The following is a 20297-nucleotide window of genomic DNA, read 5'->3' as shown; positions in this document are numbered from 1 at the left end:
CGCCCGGTCAGTGGGCGGGGCCCACCGCGTCATCCGCGACCCTTCAGCGCACCGCCGGCGACAGCAGGCGCAGCGTGCCGGCCCGTGCGTCCATCTCGGCGGGCTGGCCCACCGGCACGGTGAACTTGCGCTTGATGTGGCCGATCATCGCGCCGCGGTAGACGGGCACGTTCAGCGGCAGGAAGTAGTCGTCGAAGACCTCGTCCAGTGTCAGCGTGCCGAAGTTGCCGTCGCCCGGTCCGCACTGCGTGAACTTGCCCAGCACGACGCCGGCGAGCTGGTCCAGCGCGCCGCACAGGCGCAGCGTCGAGAGCATGCGGTCGACGCGATAGATGTACTCGTTGACCTCTTCCAGGAACAGGATCGCGCCGCGGGTGTCGGGGAAGAAGGGCGAGCCCGCCAGCGAGCTCAGCACCGCCAGGTTGCCGCCGACCAGCGGCCCGCGGGCGAGGCCCGGACGCAGCGTGCTGATGCGGTCCTCGCGCTGGACCAGGTTGGCGCCGCGCTCGCCCTGCGGGTTCTGCAGCAGGTCCGCCTGCGCGTCCATCGCGACGGCGCGGAAGTGCTGGAGGGAGAACTCGTTCCATTCCGAGCCCGCGACCGGGCAATGGAAGGTGATCAACCCCGTCTGCCGGTGGATCGCGTTGACCAGGCTGGTCAGGTCCGAGAAGCCGCCGAAGAACTTCGGCTTGCGGCGGATCAGCGCGTAGTTCAGCTTGTCGACGATGCGGTTGCATCCCGAGCCGCCGGTCAGCGCCAGGATGCCGGCCACGTCGTCGTCGGCGAAGAAGTCGTTGATGTCGGCCGCGCGCTGGACGTCGGTGCCGCCGAACTGACCGTAGCGTCCGCGCACGTTGGCGCCGAGCTTGACCTTGAAGCCGAGCGCCTCGAGCGACTCGACGGCGATCTCCAGCGGCTCGCGCTCGTAGGTGGCGTTGGCGGGGCTGACGAGGCCGATCGTGTCACCGACCTTCAGCCGCCGTGCGCGCAGCGGCTCGGGCAGGGCCTTCTGGGCTTGTGCGGCTGGCAGCGCGCCGAGCGCGGTGGCCGCCGCAGTGGCGGCGCCGGTCAGGATCTGGCGACGGGAAGCGGTCATGGAGTCTCCGGAAGACGCTCAGATCACCAGCGGCAGCTCGCGGCGGACGCGTTCGCGGTCGCCGAAGTCGAAGTGCCACCACTCGGTGCTGATGGTCTGGAAGCCGGCGTGGCGCATCGCCGCGCGCAGCCAGCCGCGGTGGCGGAGCTGGTCGGCGGTGAGGCCGCCGGTGGCGAGCTGCTCGGCCTCGAACTCGGGGTGCGAGGCCGGCGTCATCTCGTCGAAGCCGGTGCCCATGTCGAGCTCGCGGCCCTCGGCGTCGAGCAGCGTGACGTCGACCGCCATGCCGAACGAATGGATCGAGCGCCGCGCCGGATGCGCGAGGTACCGGGTCAGCGGCGTGCCTTCGAGTTCGGCCCACAGCGCCTCCTGCACGCGCTGCGGCCGCAGCGCGTCCAGCACGACCAGCGTCACGCCGGGGCAGTGGCGGCCAAGGTAGGCGGCCGCTTGCGCAACGGCATCCGCCGACTCGCGGCGCAGGTAGGCGCAGTCCAGTCCGCCGTAGACGTTGCGGCCGACGAAGTTGTCGGGCGTCGCGTAGCGCAGGTCCACCGCGATGCCGGGGATCGTCAGCAGCGAGCGGAACTCCGCGTGCGCGGCGATCTCCTCGCAGGGGATGGGCGGTGGCGGGGCGGTGGCGGCGTCGTCCGGGGTCATGCGAAGCAAGGCGTGGAAAGAGAGCAGGCGCCGCGGCGCGTCACTCCAGGCTCTCGAGGTTGGCGCGGGCGGCATCCCGCAGGTAGGTGACGAGCCGGCGCGCCGCTTGCGCCAGCGGTGCGCTGGCGGAGGTCAGCAGGTACAGCTGGATGCTCATCGACGGCGCCAGCGGGCGGACCTTCACGCGGGTGCGGTCCGCCGAGGCGGCGGTGAAGGGGTCGACGGCGGTCATGCCGACGCCGGCTTCCACCAGCGCGCGGGCGAGCTGGTAGGTCTGGACGGTGATGCGGCTGTCGAGGTGGCGGCCCTCGGCCTCGCTGGCGTTGTGCAGCATGTGTCCGAGCGGGTCGTCCTCGGCCATCGCGATCAGCTCGGACTGGATCTCCTCCAGCGGCAGCGGGCCGGTGCCTTGCGCCTCGGGGGCTGTGCATGGGGCACAGCGCCATCATCGTGCCGCTGGCCAGCACCTCGGCCTTGATGCCGGGGTGACGCGGGTCCTGCAGGCTGAGCGCGAGATCGGCCTCGCCGAGCAGTAGCGCGGAGACGATCTCGCGCGTGTGGTTGGTGCTGAGCTGGCAGCGGCTGCGCGGGAAGGCCTGCGCCCAGTGCGTCATCGCCGCGGGGATCACCGACGCGCCCAGCGTCGGCGTGGCCATCAGGCGCAGCGATTCGGATTCGCCGCTGCGCAGGTTCGCCGCGAGGCGCCGGATCGCGACGAGGTCGCGGTTGAGCTTGTCGATCTCGACGAAGAGCCGCTGCGCTTCCGGCGTCGGGTAGAGCTTGCCCCGGACGCGGTCGAACAGCGGCATGCCGAGCTGCAGCTCGCAGTGCTGCAGCACCTTGGTCACCGCGGGCTGGGAGATGTGCAGCAACTGCGCGGCGCCGCTGATCGTGCCGGCCTGCATGATCGCGTGGAAGACTTCAATGTGACGGAGCCTCATGTCGGCCCCCCGTCCGACGGGGACGTCGTCCGGCCCCCCGAGGGGGCCCGGCCCGGCGTGGGGCGGCCCGGCGCTCGGGCCGGCGCGCTAAGAAGGAGGGGAGGCTTATTCACGGTAGACGTTCTCGAAGACCACCCCGCCGTTCGGCTGCATCTTGAAGCCGCGCAAGTCCTTGCTGGTGGGGATGTACACCGTCGAGTGTGCCATCGTGATCCATGGCCGTTCGCGCTTGAAGATCTCCTGGGCCTTCTCGTAGAGCGCGATCCGCTGACCTTGATCGGCCGTGGCGCGGGCGGCGTCGATGAGGCGTTCGAATTCGGGGTTGCAGAACTTCACGCCGGACTTGTTGGTGGCGCAGCTGAGGTTGGGCGTCAGGAAGTCGTCGGCGTCGCCGCTCTCGCCGGACCAGCCGCTCATGTAGACGGTGTGTTCGCCGGCGTTGGCGCGCTTGAGGTACTCGCCCCATTCGTAGGTGCGGATCTGCGCGCGCACGCCGATGCGGGCCCAGTCCTGCTGGATCAGCTGCGCCATCAGCTGGCCGTTCGGATTCGTGGGCCGCGTGACCGGCAGCGCCCAGAGGTCGAGGTCCAGCCCGTTCGGGAAACCGGCCTGCTTGAGCAGCGCCTTGGCGCGATCGGGGTTGTATTCGTTCTTGATCGACCGGTTGTAGCCGGGGATCGCGGGCGGGAACGGATTCACCGCCTGCATCGCGTCGCCGCGCGGGAACAGCGCGCGGAAGATCGCGTCGCGGTCGACGGCGATGTCCAGTGCCTCGCGCACGAGCCGGTTGTCGGTCGGCGCCTTGCGCAGGTTGAAGGACAGGTAGGAGATGTTGAGCGCCTGGATCTTCTCGAGCTTGATGCGTTCCGGATGGCGGTCGATCGCGGCCACGTCGATGTCGCGCAGCGGCGAGGTGATCTGGCACTCGCCCGCGAGCAGCTTCTGCACGCGGACCGGGGCCTCGCGGCTGATGCTGAAGATCAGCTTCTGCGTCTTCTGCGGATCGCCCCAGTAGTCGGGGTTGCCTTCCATGCGGACGACGTCGTCCTTCGCATAGCTGCGGAAGCGATACGGACCGGTGCCAATGGGCAGGCGGTTGATCTGCGACGCCTTGCCGTCGCGCAGCAGTTGCTGGCCGTACTCCGCCGACTGGATGCCGGCGAAGGCCATCGCGAACCAGGTGACGAAGGTGACGTTGGGCTGCGCCAGCGTGAAGCGGACGGTGCGGTCGTCGAGCTTCTCCATCTTCGCGATCGCCTTGGCCAGGCCGAGGTTCTGCGGATAGATGAAGTTGGCGGGGAAGGCCTTGTTGAACGGGTGCTCGCGGTCGAGGAAACGTCCGAAGGTGAAGAGCACGTCGTCGGCGTTCAACGTGCGCGTCGGCGTGAACCAGGGCCGGGTGTGGAAGTGGACGTTCTCGCGCAGCGTGAAGGTGAATTCGCGGGCGTCGGGGCTGATGGTCCAGCGGGTGGCGAGAGCCGGCTGCAGCGCGGTGCCGCCGCGCTCGAAGCGGACCAGCCCCTGGAACATCTGGTTGTTGACGTTGTTCGTGCTGGCCGAATCCCATAACCCCGGGTCGAAGCCCTCGGGGCTGGCGTCGGTGCAGTACACGAGCGGCTTGACCGCGGCGGCGCCGGCCGCGTGAGCGGCGGGGAATGCGGCGGACAGGAGCAGAGCCAGCGAGAGGGGGAGGACTGAGCGCATCGGGAGGAGGGCAAGCCGGCGCATTGTGGAAACGCCGCTCCCCAGGTCACAACTGAAATGGGCGGGTTGGACCATAACACTGGGTTATGTGGAGCCGATCGCGCCTATCGCCCCGTCCTCAAATCACATCGCAGGCCACAAGCCGCCCATCGATCTCCCGCAATTCCGGCCGCACCTCCGCGCAGCGCGCGACGGCCATCGGGCAGCGCTGATGGAACGCGCATCCCGTCGGCGGCTTCAGCGGGCTGGGCAGCTCGCCGTGGATGCGGATGCGCTGGCGGCGATCCGCCGGGCGCAGCGCCGGCGTGGCGCTGATCAGCGCCTGCGTGTACGGGTGGAGCGGCTTCGCGAAGAGGCGGCGCTTGTCGGCGTGCTCCACCACGCGGCCGAGGTACATCACCATCACCTCGTCCGCCACGTGCTCCACCACCGCCAGGTTGTGCGAGATGAACACGTAGCCGGTCCCGAACTCCTCCTGCAGGTCCATGAAGAGATTCAGGATCTGCGCCTGGATCGACAGGTCCAGTGCCGACGTCGGCTCGTCGGCGACGACGATGCCTGGTTGCATCACCATCGCCCGCGCGATGGCGATGCGCTGGCGTTGGCCGCCCGAGAACATGTGCGGGTAACGCTGCAGATGCTCCTGGCGCAGCCCCACCTTCGCGGCCAGCGCCTCGATGCGCTCCTGCCGCTCGGCGCGGCTCAGCGACGTGTTGATCACCAGCGGCTCCGCCAGCGTGGAGGCGATCGTCTTGCGCGGATTCAGCGCGGCGTACGGGTTCTGGAACACCATCTGCACGTCGCGCCGCAAGGCCTTGCGCGCCGACGCGTCGGCGGCGTCGCGGCCATGGATCCGCAGGTCGCCGAAGGTCGGCGTCTCGATGAGCGTCAGCGCCCGCGCCAGCGTGGACTTGCCGCAGCCCGATTCGCCGACCACGGCCAGCGTCTTGCCCGGCGACAGCGAGAAGCTCACGCCGTCGAGCGCCCGCACCGTCGCCTTGGGCGCGAGCCAGCCGCGGCTCACGCGGTAGTGCCGGGCGAGATCGCGCGCCACCAGCAGCGGTGCCGCATCGGCAGCGACCGGCTTGTCTGGCACGGCGCTCATGCGGTGGCCTCCTCGATCAAGGGATAGAAGCAGCGCACACCGTCGACGACCTCCGGACGCTCCGCGCGGCAGCGCGGCTGCACGCGCGGGCAGCGCGGCGAGAACAGGCATCCCGCCGGCCGGTCCAGCGCACCCGGCACGATGCCCGGCAGCGCCTGCAGCCGGCGCGCGCCGCGGTTGTGTTCCGGGATCGCCGCCATCAGCGCGGCCGTGTACGGATGCTTCGGGGACTCGAAGACATCGGGCAACGCGCCCGTCTCTACCACCTGGCCCGCGTACATGACGGCGACGCGCTGCGCCATCTCCGCCACCACCGCCAGGTCGTGCGTGATCATCACCAGCGCCATGCCCTGCTCGCGCTGCAGGCGCAGCAGCAGGTCCATGATCTGCGCCTGGATCGTGACGTCGAGCGCCGTCGTCGGCTCGTCGGCGATCAGCAGCTTCGGCGAGCACGCGATCGCCAGCGCGATCATCACGCGCTGGTTCATGCCGCCGGAAAGTTCGTGCGGATAGGCCTTCAGCCGGCTCGCGGCGTCGGGGATCTCGACCTGCTCCAGCAGCTCCGTCGCGCGCTGGCGCGCCGCGGCGCCGCGCAGGCCCAGGTGGGCGCGCAACACTTCCTCGAGCTGGTGGCCGACGGTGTAGCTCGGGTTGAGGCTCGCCAACGCGTCCTGGAACACCATCGCGATGTCCTTGCCGATCAGCCGGCGCCGCTGCGAGGCGCTCATGCCCAGCAAGTCCTGACCCTGGAAGCGCAGCGCGGTCGCGCTCACCTGTCCGGGCGGATCGATCAATCCCATCAGCGCCATCATGCTGACGGACTTGCCGGAGCCGGACTCGCCGACGATGCCCAGCACCTCGCCCGGCGCGACGTCGAGGTCGACGCCGTCCACCGCCGGGAACGCGCCGAAGCGCACGCGCAGGTCGCGGATCTCCAGCATCACGAGACCCTCTTCAGGCGGGGGTCGAGCGCGTCGCGCAGCCCGTCGCCCATCAGGTTGACGCTCAGCACCGAGAGCAGGATCGCCAGTCCCGGCAGCGTCACCACCCAGGGGGCGCGGACGATGTAGTCGCGCGCGGACGAGAGCATCGTGCCCCACTCCGCCATCGGCGCCTGCACGCCCAGGCCGAGGAAGCCGAGGCCCGCCGCCTCGAGGATCGCCGCCGAGAAGCTCAGCGACGCGTTGACGATCAGCGGCGCCAGGCAGTTCGGCAGCACTGCCGAGAACATCAGCCGCCAGGTCGACGCGCCGGCCACGCGGCTGGCGGTCACGTAGTCCTTGCCGAGCTCCGCCAGCGCCGCGGCGCGGGTGAGCCGGACGTACTCCGGCAGGCTGCCGACGGCGATCGCGATCACCGTGTTCGTCAGCCCCGGGCCGAGCACCGTGATCACGCAGATCGCCAGCAGCAGCCCCGGCAGCGCCAGCATCACGTCCATCACGCGCATGACGACCGGGGCGAGCAGGCGTTGATGGAACGCCGCCAGCAATCCCAGCAGCACGCCGGGGATCAGCGACAGCACGACCGACGCCAGGCCGATGCCCAGCGACACGCGCGCGCCGTGCAGCAGCCGCGAGAGCAGGTCGCGGCCGAGCTCGTCGGTGCCCAGCAGGAAACGGGTCTGTCCGCCGTCCATCCAGATCGGCGGCGTCAGCATGTGCTCGCGGTACTGCCGGACGGGATCGTGCGGTGCGATCCAGGGCGCGAGCAGCGCCGCCAGCGCGAGCAGCGTGAAGACGACCAGCGCGACGAGCGCGCCGCGGTTGGCGCTGAAGCCGCGCCAGAACTCGGCGAAGGGGCCGGGCGGCGCGACCGCCGCCGTGGCGGATGACGTGGTGGGGAGGGCGCTCATGGTCGTCTCATCCCTGCCATGTCCGCCGCCGGGCCGCCCCAAGGCGGACTGCGCCCCTCGGGGGCAGGAGCGGATCGACTGGGGGGCTCATTTTCTGATGCGCGGATTCACCACGCCGTACAGCAGGTCCACCAGCAGGTTGACCGCGATGAAGGTGCAGGCCGAGATCAGGATCCCCGCCTGCACCACCGGATAGTCGCGCCGCGCGATCGCGTCGATCAGCCACTTGCCGATGCCGGGCCAGCTGAAGATGGTCTCGGTCAGCACCGCGCCGGCCAGCAGGCTGCCGACCTTCAATCCGATCACCGTGATCACCGGGATCAGCGCGTTGCGCAAGCCGTGCACCAGCACCACCCGCGCCGGCGACAGGCCGCGCGCGCGGGGCGCTGCGCATGTAGTCCTCGCGCAGCACTTCCAGCAGGCTGGAGCGCGTCATCCGCGCGATCACCGCCATCGTGCTGGTGCCCAGCACCAGCGCCGGCAGCAGCAGGTGCCGCAGCGCCGAACGCCACGCGCCTGCCTCGTCGTGCAAGGCCGCGTCGATCAGCATGAAGCCGGTGACGCGCTGGACGTCGTACTCGACCGCGATGCGGCCCGATACCGGCGTCCAGCCCAGGCCCACCGAGAAGAACATGATGAGGATCAGCCCCCACCAGAACACCGGCATCGAGTAGCCCACCGTCGCCACGCCCATCACGCCCTGGTCCAGCAGCGAGCCGCGTCGCAGCGCCGCGCCGGTGCCCAGCGCCATGCCGAGCACGATCGCCAGCAGCAGCGCGAAGAGCGCCAGTTCCGCCGTGGCCGGGAAGAGCGCGAGGAACTCGTGCGACACCGGCTCGTGCGAGACCAGCGAGCGTCCCAGGTCGCCGTGCAGCAACCCGCCGACGTAGTCCGCGTACTGGCGCCACAGCGGCTGGTCCAGGCCGAGCTCGTGCATCAACCGCGCATGGGTGGCGTCGTCGAGCGCGCGCTCTCCCATCATGATCGCGATCGGATCGCCCGGCACCAGCCGGATGAGGCCGAAGGCGACCAGCGTCACGCCGATCAGGGTCGGCAGCAACGAGGCCAGGCGGCGGAGGAGGAAGTTCAGCAAGGCGGGCGGCGGCGGACGTGCGGGGATGGGGTCAGCGGGGAACCATCAATACTCTGAACGCGGCCGGCTGTCCGCCGGCAGCGGCTTCTTCATCAGCAGGCCGCCGGGCGTCGTGACGACCTCCAGCAGCGCGGCCGTCTCCGCGTCCATGTTCCCGGAGAAGTCGGCGGGCCGGTACTTCATCTGGAAGGTGCTGATCACCTCGCGCGTGGCGGTGTCCAGCATCCCGGTCTGCGGCGTCTGATAGCCCACTTGCGCGAGCCGCTTCTGGAACCAGACGGCGTCCGGCACCGGCCCGACCTGGTAGATCGCCTGCTTGATCTGGACCTGCGTCGCGTCGGGCCAGGCGATCAGGCCGGCGTCGGCGAGCTGCTTCCACGGGAACTCCGGACCCGGGTCCTGCTTGCGGCCCGGCGCGATGTCGTTGTGGCCGAGGATGCGATCCGAGCGGATGCCGTGGCGCGCGACGATCTCCTTGACCAGCTTGATCACGTCGTCGATCTGTTCCTGCGGATACGGCGCGTAGACGCGGCCCATCGGCGTCTCGGTGAAGCCGGGGTTCACGATCTCGATGCCGATCGAGGCCGAGTTCAGGTTGGTCGCGCCACCCCAGTAGCTGACGCCGCCGTGCCAGGCGCGGCGGTTCTCGTCGACCAGCTGGTAGACCTTGGAGGGCTTCTCCTGCACCAGGTAGTGGGCCGAGACCTTGCCGCCGGTGGTCAGCACCTTCATCGACTTGTCGAAGTCGAGCACCGTGTAATGGAGGATCAGGAACTGCGCGCGGCTGTCCTGGTTCTCGGAGACGTGGGTGCGATCGATCTGCAACGTGCTCGTGGGCGTGGCGCAGGCCGCCAGCAGCGCGGCGGCGGCGAGGGTCAGGAGCTTGGTTTTCATGAGGCGAGCGCGGCCCGCCTCGCGGCGGCCAAAGCGGTGTCGGGTTGATGAACGGTGAGGGACAGGTCTTGCGGCAGGGCGTCGCGCAGGCCTGATTCGATCGCGGGATGCAATTGCAGCACACGTCCGGCGGCGCTGACGGGACGCACGCCCAGACGGCGCACGAGCGCCAGCGGCAGCCGGGCGAGTTCGCGGCCGGCGCGATGCAGCAGGGCCAGCGCGTCGGCGTCGTCGTCCGCCGCGGCGCGCGCGCGACGGCCAGCGCCAAACGGCCGATCGAGCCGCGGCGTGCCGCGCTGTCGCCGCCGTACATGAAGGCACGCGTCGTCGGCCAGTCGGCGCCGCCGAGTTCGTCGAAGAGATGCTGCGCAAGCCGGGAATCGTTCCAGGCGCCGGGTGATTCGTCCTCGCGGCGCCAGACCAGCGCGAGCGCCTCGCGCGCGATCCACTGGCCGCCGCCTTCGTCGCCCAGCAGCGGACCGCGGCCGCCGGCGCGGTGCAGCGTGCCGGCCTCGTCGATGAAGGCCGCGATCGCGCCGGTGCCGGCGTAGACGAGGTAACCCTCGCCGGGTCGGAACAGCGCATGCCAGGCCTGGGCGATGTCGCTGTCGCACTGGATCTGCGCAGGCGCCAGGCCCAGCTGTTGCGCGAGCAGCGCGCGCAATTGCCGGCCGGCGGGGCCGTCCGGTTCGCCGAGTCCGGTGATGCCCGCCTGCAGCCCGTGCAGCGCTCCGGGCGCGGCGTGCGCCAGGACCGCAGCGGCCAGCGATTGCAGTGTCTGCGCCAGCACGACGCGACCGGCGCTGGTGTCCAGCAGCAGCGCGGTGAATCCGCCGACCTCGCCGCGTGCGACGAGGGTGCCGTCGGGGCGGGCCAGGGCCCAGCGTGTCTGTGTGCCGCCGGCGTCCAGGCCCAGTCCCAGCGGCCCGGATGACATGCCCGCGCGTACCGGCGCTGGGCGGTCAGGCGCGAGGGAATCGGCGGTGGCGGAGGGCGTCGGACTCATGGCGGCGTTGGCGCGCGGAGCTTACGAGGGGCTTCGTGCGTTTGCCATTGTCAATGCGCGTGGCAGGTATGAGTCAGGCTCATGGGCCGGAGAGGGTCAGGCATCGCTTCGCGGCGGGGCCTGTACCGCCGGCGGCCGGACGAAAAAAAACCGCGCCGGAAGGGCGCGGTTTTCGTGCGAAGCGGCCGGAGCCGCTTCGGTGCGACGACTTAGAAGTCGGCGCTCAGGTTCATCGACACGAAGCGCGGGGCGCCCCAGTAGTAGAAGACCGTGCTGCCGTTCTGCGTGAACGGCTTGCCCGCCACCGTGGTGCTGTACGCCTTCGTGTTCGTGATCGTGCCCGAGCTGGGGTTGCGGTATTCCGCATTGCCGATGTTGCTCACGTTCAGGCGCAGCTGGATGTTCTTGAGCCAGTCCCGGACGTTGCCGAAGTTGTAGCCGGCGTCGACGTCGCCGACCCAGTACGCCGGCACTTCCTCGTCGTTCATCAGCGACGCCTGTTGCTTGCCGGTGCGCTTGACCTTCACACGGGCATAGAACGGGCCGTAGGTGTACTGCACCGAGCCGCCCAGGATCATGTCCGGCGTCAGCGTCATCTTCTTGCCGTTGGTCGGCAGGTAGACCTGCTCGTAGACCGGGGTCTGTCCAGTCGGTGCAACGTTCACGCGACCGATGGACATGTCATTCTTGACTTCGCTCTTCTGGACCGTCAGCGAGCCGTAGGCCGAGAAGCCCTTGAAGGTGCCCGATCCGACTTCCAGTTCCAGACCGTGGGTATTGACCTTGCCCACGTTCATGTAGGTGCTCTTCTGCTGTTCCCAGTCGAAGGCGTTGGCCTGGCGGTCCTTGAAGGCCACGTTGAACAGCGTCGCGGACAGCGAGATGTCGCGGGTCTGGAAGCGGTAGCCCAGATCCGTGTTGATCGAGGTCTCGGCCTTCGCTTCGCGGGCCAGCGTGGCTACGCCGGCCGTGCTGACGTTGACGTTCGTGCCGGTGAACGCGAAGTTCGGCGGTGCACGGAAGTTCTTCGCGACGTTCAGGAAGACCTGCTGGCTAGTCGTGAGCTGGTAGCGCACGCCGACCTGCGGCAGGAAGTCGCTGTAGGTCTTCTTGAAGTTGTAGTCGACCGGGGTCGTCTCGTTCGCGAAGTTCTGGACGTCACGCTTCACGTAGGGCGTGCGGAAGCCTACCGTCAGCAGACCCTTGTCCTGGGCGAAGGACCAGGCGTCGCTGGCGTAGAACTGCGATGCGGTGCTGACGGTTTCCCAATCGCGACCTTGGTAGCGCGTGCCGTCCGGACGGAGGATGTAGCCCGAGTTCAGCCAGACGCTGGCCAGTTCGCCATCGTTGCTCACAGTGACCGCCGGCTGGGTCTGCTTGTGGCTGGCGCGCTCGAACCAGACACCGGCCTTCAGGAAGTGGTCGCCCAGTTGAGAGTTGACTTCGGTGGTCACGCCAGGACGCGAGGTGCGCGTCACGCTGGCGCGGCCGACGATGATCGTGTCCGCCGTGTCGCCGTCGCCGTTCAGGTCCTTGGAACCGGTCAGATTGTTGGGGCCGGCCAGGAAGATCTTGTCTTCCTTCAACGTCGTCTGTTGCACGCCGCCGTTGCCGAAGCCGTACCAGAGGTAAGGCTGGACCTTCAGGTAGGTCTGGTCGGCGATCTTGAACGAGCCCGACATCGACACGACCGCGTTCTCGAACGGGTTGTTGGCCAGCTTGTAGTACGCCGGCGACGTGGCGATCTTGCTTTCGTCCTGCGCGCCCGGGCCGGGAGTCAGGTGGCCGGGGAACTTCGTGTTGAAGTCGAAGTTGTAGCCGTTGGCATTGCGCTGGGCCAGGCTGATGCTGTTGATGTTGTTATTGATCGCGCGGTTGTAGAGCACCGAGCCCAGGATCACGTTGTCCTGGTCGATGTCCCAGCGGAACGCGGCGTCGATGTGGTCTTTCTTGGCTTGTCCGTCGCCCTTCCACTTGTCAGCCTCGGTGTGCGAATAGCTGATGAAGACCTTGGCGCTGTTATTGAAGAACCGGCCGGTGTCGTAGCGCAGGAAAGAGCGGATGTAGCGCAGTTCGCCGAAGCCTTGGCTGAACCGGATTCGCTGCTTGTCTTCCGGGTCGCAACTGGTGACGGTGATGTTGCCGCCCGTGGCGCCGGCGTTAGGAGAGTCCACGTCCGGGGTGCCCTGGGCCAGCGACTGCGTGCACAGGTTCTCCTGGTCGGCGTACTCCTGCGGGTAGACCGCGAAGTTGCCGGAGTCGTTGACCGGCACGCCGTTGATGATCATGCCCATCTGGTCGGCGCCGAAGCCGCGGACCGTCAGGCCGCCGCCGAACAGGCCGGTGGCGTCGTAGTTGAAGGTGTTCACGCCCGGCAGCAGGGCCAGCGCCTGGAACGGGTTGCCCGACGCACGGTCCTTGTCGATCGCCTCGCGGGTCACCGTGCTGCGGGACTTGGCGCCGTCCTCGTTCAGCATCTGGCCGGCGGCCAGCTTGCCGCCGCTGCCCACGATCGTGATCGTGCCCAGACGGACCTTGTCTTCCTTGGCGCGCGGCGCGCCGTCATCGGCGGACGTGTCGGCGTCCTTCTTGGCTTCCTGGGCCATGGCCGGCATGACGGCGACCAATGCCGCGGCGGCTGCCAAGGCGGTTTTGCGGAAACCCGACCAATTCTTCTGACTCATTCCTGCGCTCCTGTGCGACGAGACCAAACTGAACTAACAACTGAAACCTGGTGCAGCTGGGGAGGGCTTCCGCCCCTCCGTCGGCAGATTCTTCGCGCAACCGTTTTCGTCTATCGAAGGCTTGAACTTCTCAAGCTCGCAAACGTTTTACGTTGGTTTTTCCGGCCCAGGAAAACATCCTCGGCCAAGCTCTGCTCGTACCAGCCCGCGTGTGTCGGGAGCCGTCTTGCCGCGGCTCCTCCTTCATCTCAAGCAAAAAGCCTACCAGTCGAGACAGCCCCCAGCAATGCGGCGAAATCCGCCGTGCGGGGGGCTTTTCGCGCTTGCGGGCCCTGTTGCTGGGCGGATTCCGGAGGCTCCGGCAACCGCCTTGGCGATGCACGGGCGTGAGTCTCTTTGCGGGATGTTGTGGGTTTGTGACAAGGAATGACAGGGGCGCCAGGCCGTTCCCACCTGTTTGTCGAACGCGACGGAACGGGCGGAGCGCGCCCTGAAACGGGCTCTTCCGGGCTATTGGCGCACCAGGGCGATACAGGGTTTCCACGGAGTCTGGGCGCGCCCCCGCGCTGACTCGTCGTTGCGTGGAATCGACAGTTTTGGGCCAGTAACGTTCAATTCGAGAACGTTGCTCGAGGCCCTTCGCGATTGACGGCGTTGACCGCGCTGGCGCTCAGCAGCCAGCCGTCGCCGATGGCGCCCAGGTCGCCGTCCGGGCCGATGAGGTCGAAGCGCCAGGGCGAGTCGACGCGACGCGCCTCGCGCCTCCACAGCGCAAAGGCGCGGGGCGGGGCGCCCTCCGGGGCGGACAGTCGGAGGCGGCCGTCGGCCAGACGTTCCAGGGTGACGGCACCGCAGGCGGGGGGCGGTCAGCCACGGCGTTTCAGGCGGCAGGGCGGGATGAAGGTAAGCGCCGGCTCGCAAGGTATCCGCGATGCTCCGGCGGTTCTTCAGCAATGCGACCATGCTGAAGTGCAGGTGTCCGCCGGTCGACGGCGCGGTGCGCATGATTTCGATCTGCGCCGGGATCTCGTCGGCCGGCCAGCCTTCGGCCTCGTTGGCGGCCCGGCTCGTGAACAGGCCCGGCCAGACATGCCGCCCCAGCGGATTGACGCCCTGCCAGGCGCGCATCAGCGGCTCGAAGGCCTGCGGTTTCTGCGCGCGGGGCCAGTAGAGCTGCGGCGCCACATAGTCGAGCCAGCCCATCGCCATCCAGTGCTCGACGTGGGCATAGAGCTTGTCGTACTGCGAGAACCCCGTGATGCCCGCCGGGCGCAAGTCCGGGCGCGGCAGACCGAACGGGCTGATGCCGACGCGCGCGGTGGGGCGCAACTCGCGGACCAGCTCGTACATTCGCCGCACCAGTTGGTCGACGTTGTCCCGCCGCCAGTCCGCGCGCGCGAGCGTGCCGCCGCCGTGCAGGTAGCGCAGCCAGCTCGCGTCGTCGGGGAAGTCGATGTCCTGCTTGGCCGCGTCCTGGACCGGGTAGGGATAGAAGTAGTCGTCGATGTGCAGGCCGTCGACGGCGTAGCGCGTCAGCAGGTCGCGGCAGACGGCCAGCGTGTGATCGGCAGCGGCCGGCTCGCCCGGATCGATCCAGAGCTGGTCGCCGTACTTCTTGACCCACTCGGGCCGGGTGCGGCTCAGGTGCGTGGCGGCGGGCGCGGACTTCCCGCCGCTCTGCTTCGCGCGGTACGGGTTCAGCCAGGCGTGCAGCTCGAGGCCGCGCGCATGCGCCTGCTCGATCCACAGCGTCAGCGGGTCGTAGCCCGGTCCCTGGCCCTGGACCCCGGAGAGGTACTCGCTCCAGGGTTCCAGCGTCGACCGGTAGAGGGCATCCGCACTGGTGCGCACCTGCAGCACGATCGCGTTCAGGCGCAGCGCGCGGGCGCTGTCGAGGATCGCGTGGATCTCGGCGATCTGCGCCGCGTCGCTCAGGCCGCGACGGCTCGGCCAGTCGATGTTGGCGACGGTCGCGACCCAGGCGGCGCGGAACTCGCGCGGCGCCGGCGGCGGGGCATCGTCGGGCGCGGGACCCGGCAACGCGGGCAGCGCCTGGGGCCGGGCGGTGCCGCAGCCCGGGAGCGTGCCCAGGGAACCCAGCACCGGCGCGGCCAGGGCCGCGGTCATCCACTGTCGTCGTCGCATTGAAGGCTCTCACCGGGCGGCGCCGCAGGGGCCGCTCACACTTTCACGATCCAGCCGCGCCGCCACATCGCCCACGCGATGCCGTAGAACACCGCCACGAAACCGATGGCGAACAGCAGCGACGCGAAGCGCGGATCCACCGGCAGCGCGCGCAGCGGCGCGACAAGCCAGGCCTTGAGCGTGACGCCCTCGGCGACGTGGATCAACCCGAGCAGCCGGGCCACCAGGCCCGACAGCGCGAAGAGGAACAGCGCGTTCATGCCGAACACCACCAGCGGGCGCAAACGTCCCGCCATCGCGTCGCGCATGCGCGGCAGGGGCGCGGCATCGAGCAGCCAGTAGAACACGCCGAAGACCAGGCACCCCCAGCCCGTCGTGAGGAAAACGAAGGCGGGCGTCCAGAGATTCTTGTTGATGGGCAGGGTCCAGGCGTCGAGTACCTGCGCGATCCACAGGCAGGCAAGACCTGCCACCATGAACCAGGCGGCCTTCTCGCCGGGATCTCGACCGCGCAGCGCCAGCCAGCGTCCGGCGAGCAGGCCGGCGATCTGGCTCGCGACGGCGGGCAGCGTGCTCAACAGGCCTTCGGGGTCCCAGGTCTTGCTCTTCGCCCAGAGGTGGCCGCCGAGCAGCGTCCGGTCGAGCCAGGCGCCGACGTCCTCGCCCGGCTGCAGCGAGCCGCGATGCCAGACGCCTTGCGCGTCCGGCACGGCGACGAAGGTCTGCACCAGGCCGTAGCCGAGGAGCAGGCCGATGAACCACGCGAGCTGGGCGCGCCAGCCGCACCACAGCGCGATCGGCGCCACCAGGATCGTGATCAGGCCCAGCCGCTGCAGCACGCCGGGGATGCGCAGTGTCTCGAAGTGGAAGAACGGGAAGAGATTCAGCGCCAGCCCGATGAGGATGATCGTGGCGCCGCGTCGCCACATGTGGCGCAGCAGGGCGACGCGATCGGCCGCCTGGCCGCGGCGGGCCAGGCTGAAGCTCATCGAGATCCCGCTGATGAAGACGAAGAACGGGAAGATCCAGTCGGTGAAGGTCCAGCCGTGCCAGGCAGCGTGCTCGAGCGGCGCGTAGAGCTGCGACCAGTCGCCCGGGTTGTTGACCAGCAGCATGGCCGCGATCGCGAAGCCGCGGAAGGCGTCGAGCGACAGCAGGCGGTCGCTGCCACCGTGGCCGACACCCTGACCGGCGCCGGTCGAGGCGGCACTCACGCGGTGGACTCCTTGCGGCCGAAGTTCTCGGGGATCCTGATGAGGGCGGTCATGGCCAGCGACGGGACCGTCGCGATCAGCACCCACGCGAAGAAGTGCGGATAGCCGAGGTGATCCTGCAACCAGCCGCTCCACATGCCCGGCAGCATCATGCCCAGCGCCATGAAGCCGGTGCAGATCGCATAGTGGGCGGTCTTGTGGGCGCCCTCGGCGACCAGGACCATGTACATCAGGTAGGCCGTGAAGCCGAGCCCGTAGCCGAACTGCTCGACCGCCAGCGCCGCGCTGATGACGGTGAGGCTTCCCGGATGCGCGTAGGCCATGACCAGGAACACGACGTTGGGCAGGTGCATCGCGAGCACCAGCGGCCAGAGCGCCTTCTTCAGGCCGACGCGGGAGATGATCCAGCCGCCGAGCAGACCGCCGAGCGTGAGCGCGATCAGGCCGACCGTGCCGTAGGCCAGGCCGACCTGCTTGTTGGTCAGCGCGAGGCCGCCCTTGTCCAGCGGGTCGAGCAGGAAGGGCGTGGCAAGCTTCAGGAGCTGCGCTTCCGGGAATCGGTAGAGCAGCAGGAAGCCCAGCGTCACCGCGAGTCCGGGCTTGCGGAAGAACGCGGCGAAGATCCGGAAGAAGGTGCCCGGATCGCGCTGGTCGCGGGGGAGCGGGGCATCGACGGCCGGGCGCGGCAAGCGCCACAGGTGATACGCCGCGAGGAGCAGGAAGGCGCCCGCGAGGACCGCCATCACGCCCTGCCAGGCGAGTACCCAGCTGTCGCCGCGGTCGTGCAGCTCGCCGGCCAGCCAGACGAGGCCGCCTTGGCCGCCGATGTTGGCCACCCGGTAGAAGGTCGAACGCACGCCGACGAAGGCGGCCTGCTCATGCTTCTCCAGCGCGAGCAGGTAGAAGCCGTCGGCGGCGATGTCGTGCGAGGCCGAAGCGAAGGCCATCAGCCAGAGCACGGCCAGCGACATCTGGAACGCGCGCTCCATCGGCAGCGTCAGCGCCACCATCGCGAGCGCCGCGCCGACGGCGAACTGCAGGGTCACGACCCACAGCCGTTTGGTGCCCAGCATCTCGACCAGCGGCGACCACAGCGGCTTGATCACCCAGGGCAGGTAGAGCCAACTGGTGTAGAGCGCGATGTCGGTGTTCGAGATCTCCAGGTTCTTGTACATGATGACCGACAGCGTCATCACGACCACGTACGGCATGCCCTGCGCGAAGTACAGCGTGGGCACCCAGTGCCAGGGGCTGCGAGCGCCCGGGGCGGCACCCGACGGAAGGGAAGAAGCGTGCATGACGCTCAGTGTCGGCGCAAACCGGGAGGGCGTCGCATCGGGGATTGCAGCGCTTGCGTGCGAGGACCGTGCAGGGCCGGCGGGTGTGAGCTCGGCGATCAGCGATCGGCGAGCGCGCCTCGCACGTCGCCGGCGTGTCGCGCGAGCAGCGCCTGCGCCCCGGCCGCGTCGAGCTGACGCAGCAGCATCACGACGGCCGTCTTCACGTGGAAGCCGCATTGATCGAGCGCCGCGCGCGCGGCGGACTCGTCGGCGCCGGCGGCGCGCATCGTCAACGCGACGGCGCGCCGGACCAGCTTCGCGTTGGTGGCCTTCATGTCCACCATCAGGTTGCCGTAGACCTTGTGCAGCCTGACCATCAGCGCGCTGGAGAACGTGTTCAGCGCGATCTTCTGCGCGGTCCCTGCCTTCAGGCGCGTGCTGCCGGAGATCACCTCGGCGCCGGTGTCCAGCAGGACCGGATGGTCGCCCGCGGCCAGGACCGCGGCGCCCGGGTTGTTGGCCATCGCGATCGTCAGGCAACCGGCGGCGCGGCCCGCGGCCAGCGCGCCCAGCACGTAGGGCGTGTGGCCCGAGGCGGCGATGCCGATCAGCACGTCTTGCGGCGTGGGCGCGAGCGCCTCGATGTCGCGACGGCCCTGGGGCTCGTCGTCCTCCGCGCCTTCGACGGCGACGAACATCGCGCCTTCGCCGCCGGCCAGCACCGCCACCGCGCGGTCACGCGGCCAGGAGAAGGTCGGCACCAGCTCGACACTGTCCAGCACGCCCAGCCGGCCGGAGGTCCCGGCGCCGGCATACAGCAGCCGGCCGCCCGCCGCGATGCGCGGCAACGCCGCGTCCACCGCGGCGGCCAGCGCTGGCGCCGCCGCCCGCACCGCCTCCACCGCCGACCGCTGGTCGTCGATGAAGACCTCCATCAGGCGGGCACTGTCGTACAGGTCCAGGTCTTGATGGTGGGCGCTGGGGGGTTTCGGTCTTCAGAGGGTGGGACATGGCTCGGCCGGAGCGGAAGGGGAGGCCCGCAAGGTGCGGCCTACTCTAGTGGGGAGACGGCCTCCGCTGCCAATGAAACCCGGCGGGAGCGTCATAACCCACGGTAATCCAGAAGCCTCATCGGCGTCCGTTCGTGCGGGCTTCGGCGTCCAGCACGGACTGGATCACCTCGGCGAGGGCCACTGGCGTGGGGGCGGCGTCCAGCTCGACCAGCACCATGTAGCCGCGGTCGCGGCCCTGCGCGGTGAAGGCCTGCAGCAGGGCGATCTGGTCGCTGTGCACCATCACGCCGTCCGGGGACCAGTACTCCATCGCCACCAGACAGCCGTCCGACGGCGTGCCGGGGTAGTAGCGGCTGCCGGCGTAGTAGCGCGGATCGATCGTGCTGCCGTGCATCAGCATCTCGTCGCGTCCGGCGCGGCCGGCGAGCCAGGCTTCCTGCAGCGGCGCGTAGTCGCGCCAAGAGGCCGGCAGCAAGGCCCGGTAGCGGTCCAGCGACCAGGCCGGCTCGTTCGGGCCCGGGGCGCGCTGCTCGTATTCGGCCACGCTCGCTTCGCCGGGCACCTTCGTGTGCAGGTACGGGGTCGGGCCGATCCAGATGTTGGACGCCGCGCGTCCCGCGCCCTGGATCGTGAAGAGTCCCTGCGGCGTGTTGCCCAGCGTGATCGTGCCCGGCAGGCCGCTGCTGGACAGCGCCAGTTGCTCGATGTTGAACAGGCCGCCGTCGGGACGCCGCACGAAGCGGCCGTCGGCTTGTCGCACCAGCGCCAGACCCATCTGCTGGCGACCAGGCCGCTGGAAGCTGAACACGACGGGATGGCCCGGACGGATCGCCAGCAGGTCGGCCAGCGGCGGACGCGCCGGCTGCGGCACGCCCTGCGCGGTGGACACCGCCTGTGCGAGCGCCTGCAGGCGCGGCTCGTCGCGGTCACGCTGCGCGAGCTGGGACTGGATCAGTGCCAGGTCCGCGGGCTGGCGCGTCTGCATCAGTGCGTAGGCGGCGATCGCGAATTCGCGCGGCGTGTTCAATCGCGGCAGCAGCGGACGCAGCAGCGGCGCGGCGTCGACCGCGTAGAGCGTGTACGCCGCGGTCAGCAGCGGACGCTGGATGTCCGCCGGTTGGCTGTCCAGCGCCGGCAGCGCCGCGAGCAGCGCGGGTCGGGCGGTGTCGATCTCGGTCCGGTAGTGGGCGACGAGACGAAGGGCCTGGGCGAACTCGCGCAGCGCGGCGCCGTCCTGCGGCGCGGCCAAGGCCTGCGCGGAGGCCGTCCGGATGCGGGCGCGGTCAGTGGTCCACCGGTCCTGGGCCTGGACGGCGGAGCCGACCGTCGAGCGGAACTGCTCCGGTCGCAATGCTTGCAGTGCCGCCGGGCTGAAGGCGCCGCCCGGTGTCGGCTCGGGGGACGGTGCCGGCATCCGGGGCAACTGCGAGCAGGCCGCCAGAAGCAGCGGCGCGACCAGCGCGGCCCAACGGGGCCAGGACTTGCCCGGCGCATGGTCGACCAAGGGATACATCTGCATGGCGGCCGATTCTAGGGACGCGGGGCGGAAAGTTCTGCCATGTGGACCCAGGAACGCTGTTTGCACTCGACGGCCCGACTGAACAAGGGCCAAG

15 protein-coding genes and 3 pseudogenes are annotated in these 20297 nt (G+C 69.5%); 1 reads left to right on the top strand and 17 read right to left on the bottom strand.

Features of this window, described 5'->3' with window-relative positions; all coding sequences use genetic code 11:
* Positions 1 to 43: 43 nt before the first annotated feature.
* The 10 genes and pseudogenes from ACFJIX_RS06465 to ACFJIX_RS06420 all read right to left on the bottom strand — a co-directional run bounded on the left by ACFJIX_RS06465 (position 44) and on the right by ACFJIX_RS06420 (position 9342).
* The gene (locus ACFJIX_RS06465) at positions 44 to 1096 is read right to left on the bottom strand and encodes an LD-carboxypeptidase (RefSeq protein ID WP_377158566.1); all 1053 of its coding nucleotides are present in this window, start codon (positions 1094 to 1096) and stop codon (positions 44 to 46) included.
* An 18-nt stretch (positions 1097 to 1114) separates the two neighbouring features.
* Positions 1115 to 1753 (bottom strand): M15 family metallopeptidase, encoded by a 639-nt coding sequence (locus ACFJIX_RS06460; RefSeq protein ID WP_377158565.1) that lies wholly within the window; start codon positions 1751 to 1753, stop codon positions 1115 to 1117.
* Positions 1754 to 1793: 40 nt separating this feature from the next.
* The gene (locus ACFJIX_RS06455) at positions 1794 to 2135 is read right to left on the bottom strand and encodes a LysR substrate-binding domain-containing protein (protein WP_377161648.1); all 342 of its coding nucleotides are present in this window, start codon (positions 2133 to 2135) and stop codon (positions 1794 to 1796) included.
* A 127-nt stretch (positions 2136 to 2262) separates the two neighbouring features.
* A pseudogene (locus ACFJIX_RS06450) lies at positions 2263 to 2658 on the bottom strand (LysR family transcriptional regulator); the annotation flags it as partial.
* Between the two features lie 141 nt (positions 2659 to 2799).
* Complete coding sequence (locus tag ACFJIX_RS06445) at positions 2800 to 4398, bottom strand: ABC transporter substrate-binding protein (RefSeq protein ID WP_377158563.1); 1599 nt, start codon at positions 4396 to 4398, stop codon at positions 2800 to 2802.
* A 118-nt stretch (positions 4399 to 4516) separates the two neighbouring features.
* On the bottom strand, positions 4517 to 5503 hold the full coding sequence (locus tag ACFJIX_RS06440) for a dipeptide ABC transporter ATP-binding protein (protein WP_377158561.1): 987 nt from the start codon (positions 5501 to 5503) through the stop codon (positions 4517 to 4519).
* On the bottom strand, positions 5500 to 6444 hold the full coding sequence (locus ACFJIX_RS06435; protein WP_377158559.1) for an ABC transporter ATP-binding protein: 945 nt from the start codon (positions 6442 to 6444) through the stop codon (positions 5500 to 5502). Before ACFJIX_RS06435 ends, ACFJIX_RS06440 begins: the two co-directional genes overlap by 4 nt.
* The gene (locus tag ACFJIX_RS06430; RefSeq protein ID WP_377158557.1) at positions 6444 to 7355 is read right to left on the bottom strand and encodes an ABC transporter permease subunit; all 912 of its coding nucleotides are present in this window, start codon (positions 7353 to 7355) and stop codon (positions 6444 to 6446) included. The genes ACFJIX_RS06435 and ACFJIX_RS06430 overlap by 1 nt, the downstream gene beginning before the upstream one ends.
* Positions 7356 to 7442: 87 nt before the next feature.
* Positions 7443 to 8448: pseudogene (locus ACFJIX_RS06425) on the bottom strand (ABC transporter permease subunit).
* Between the two features lie 45 nt (positions 8449 to 8493).
* A complete protein-coding gene (locus ACFJIX_RS06420) occupies positions 8494 to 9342 on the bottom strand; it encodes an N-acetylmuramoyl-L-alanine amidase (RefSeq protein WP_377158555.1) in 849 nt (282 codons plus the stop codon).
* 107 nt (positions 9343 to 9449) lie between these two features.
* Here ACFJIX_RS06420 and ACFJIX_RS06415 point away from each other — a divergent pair, with 107 nt between their 5' ends.
* Positions 9450 to 9893: a hypothetical protein gene (locus tag ACFJIX_RS06415; RefSeq protein ID WP_377158553.1), complete on the top strand. Its 444-nt coding sequence runs from the start codon at positions 9450 to 9452 to the stop codon at positions 9891 to 9893.
* On the opposite strand, the pseudogene ACFJIX_RS06410 reads toward ACFJIX_RS06415, so the two are convergent.
* The 7 genes and pseudogenes from ACFJIX_RS06410 to ACFJIX_RS06380 form a co-directional block, all read right to left on the bottom strand.
* Positions 9803 to 10279: pseudogene (locus tag ACFJIX_RS06410) on the bottom strand (ATPase); the annotation flags it as partial. The gene ACFJIX_RS06415 and the pseudogene ACFJIX_RS06410 sit on opposite strands and share 91 nt — an antisense overlap.
* A 278-nt stretch (positions 10280 to 10557) precedes the next feature.
* A complete protein-coding gene (locus ACFJIX_RS06405; protein WP_377158551.1) occupies positions 10558 to 13032 on the bottom strand; it encodes a TonB-dependent receptor in 2475 nt (824 codons plus the stop codon).
* 510 nt (positions 13033 to 13542) lie between these two features.
* Positions 13543 to 15159, bottom strand: coding sequence for a glycoside hydrolase family 10 protein (locus ACFJIX_RS06400; protein ID WP_377158549.1), 1617 nt, complete (start codon positions 15157 to 15159; stop codon positions 13543 to 13545).
* 53 nt (positions 15160 to 15212) lie between these two features.
* Complete coding sequence (locus ACFJIX_RS06395; protein WP_377158547.1) at positions 15213 to 16391, bottom strand: acyltransferase family protein; 1179 nt, start codon at positions 16389 to 16391, stop codon at positions 15213 to 15215.
* Positions 16388 to 17689, bottom strand: coding sequence for an MFS transporter (locus tag ACFJIX_RS06390; RefSeq protein ID WP_377158545.1), 1302 nt, complete (start codon positions 17687 to 17689; stop codon positions 16388 to 16390). The genes ACFJIX_RS06395 and ACFJIX_RS06390 overlap by 4 nt, the downstream gene beginning before the upstream one ends.
* Positions 17690 to 17787: 98 nt before the next feature.
* Positions 17788 to 18606 carry an N-acetylmuramic acid 6-phosphate etherase gene (locus tag ACFJIX_RS06385; RefSeq protein WP_377158543.1) on the bottom strand — a complete coding sequence of 273 codons (819 nt, stop codon included), beginning with the start codon at positions 18604 to 18606 and terminating at the stop codon, positions 17788 to 17790.
* 193 nt (positions 18607 to 18799) lie between these two features.
* Positions 18800 to 20203, bottom strand: a complete 1404-nt coding sequence (locus ACFJIX_RS06380) for a hypothetical protein (RefSeq protein ID WP_377158541.1) — start codon at positions 20201 to 20203, stop codon at positions 18800 to 18802.
* Positions 20204 to 20297: the final 94 nt, after the last annotated feature.

It is taken from the genome of Roseateles sp. UC29_93, from assembly GCF_042695725.1.
GTDB classification, from domain to species: Bacteria; Pseudomonadota; Gammaproteobacteria; order Burkholderiales; family Burkholderiaceae_C; genus Roseateles; species Roseateles noduli_A.
Note: the sequence above shows the minus strand (reverse complement) of the source record. Positions and strands in the feature narration are given on the sequence as shown.

What these genes read in the sequence shown, in the direction of transcription:
- ACFJIX_RS06465 (WP_377158566.1), bottom strand. Translation starts at nt 1,096, where the DNA reads ATGACCGCTTCCCGTCGCCAGATCCTGACCGGCGCCGCCACTGCGGCG.
- ACFJIX_RS06460 (WP_377158565.1), bottom strand. Translation starts at nt 1,753, where the DNA reads ATGACCCCGGACGACGCCGCCACCGCCCCGCCACCGCCCATCCCCTGC.
- ACFJIX_RS06445 (WP_377158563.1), bottom strand. Translation starts at nt 4,398, where the DNA reads ATGCGCTCAGTCCTCCCCCTCTCGCTGGCTCTGCTCCTGTCCGCCGCA.
- ACFJIX_RS06440 (WP_377158561.1), bottom strand. Translation starts at nt 5,503, where the DNA reads ATGAGCGCCGTGCCAGACAAGCCGGTCGCTGCCGATGCGGCACCGCTG.
- ACFJIX_RS06435 (WP_377158559.1), bottom strand. Translation starts at nt 6,444, where the DNA reads ATGCTGGAGATCCGCGACCTGCGCGTGCGCTTCGGCGCGTTCCCGGCG.
- ACFJIX_RS06430 (WP_377158557.1), bottom strand. Translation starts at nt 7,355, where the DNA reads ATGAGCGCCCTCCCCACCACGTCATCCGCCACGGCGGCGGTCGCGCCG.
- ACFJIX_RS06420 (WP_377158555.1), bottom strand. Translation starts at nt 9,342, where the DNA reads ATGAAAACCAAGCTCCTGACCCTCGCCGCCGCCGCGCTGCTGGCGGCC.
- ACFJIX_RS06415 (WP_377158553.1), top strand. Translation starts at nt 9,450, where the DNA reads ATGCAATTGCAGCACACGTCCGGCGGCGCTGACGGGACGCACGCCCAG.
- ACFJIX_RS06405 (WP_377158551.1), bottom strand. Translation starts at nt 13,032, where the DNA reads ATGAGTCAGAAGAATTGGTCGGGTTTCCGCAAAACCGCCTTGGCAGCC.
- ACFJIX_RS06400 (WP_377158549.1), bottom strand. Translation starts at nt 15,159, where the DNA reads ATGACCGCGGCCCTGGCCGCGCCGGTGCTGGGTTCCCTGGGCACGCTC.
- ACFJIX_RS06390 (WP_377158545.1), bottom strand. Translation starts at nt 17,689, where the DNA reads ATGCACGCTTCTTCCCTTCCGTCGGGTGCCGCCCCGGGCGCTCGCAGC.
- ACFJIX_RS06385 (WP_377158543.1), bottom strand. Translation starts at nt 18,606, where the DNA reads ATGGAGGTCTTCATCGACGACCAGCGGTCGGCGGTGGAGGCGGTGCGG.
- ACFJIX_RS06380 (WP_377158541.1), bottom strand. Translation starts at nt 20,203, where the DNA reads ATGCAGATGTATCCCTTGGTCGACCATGCGCCGGGCAAGTCCTGGCCC.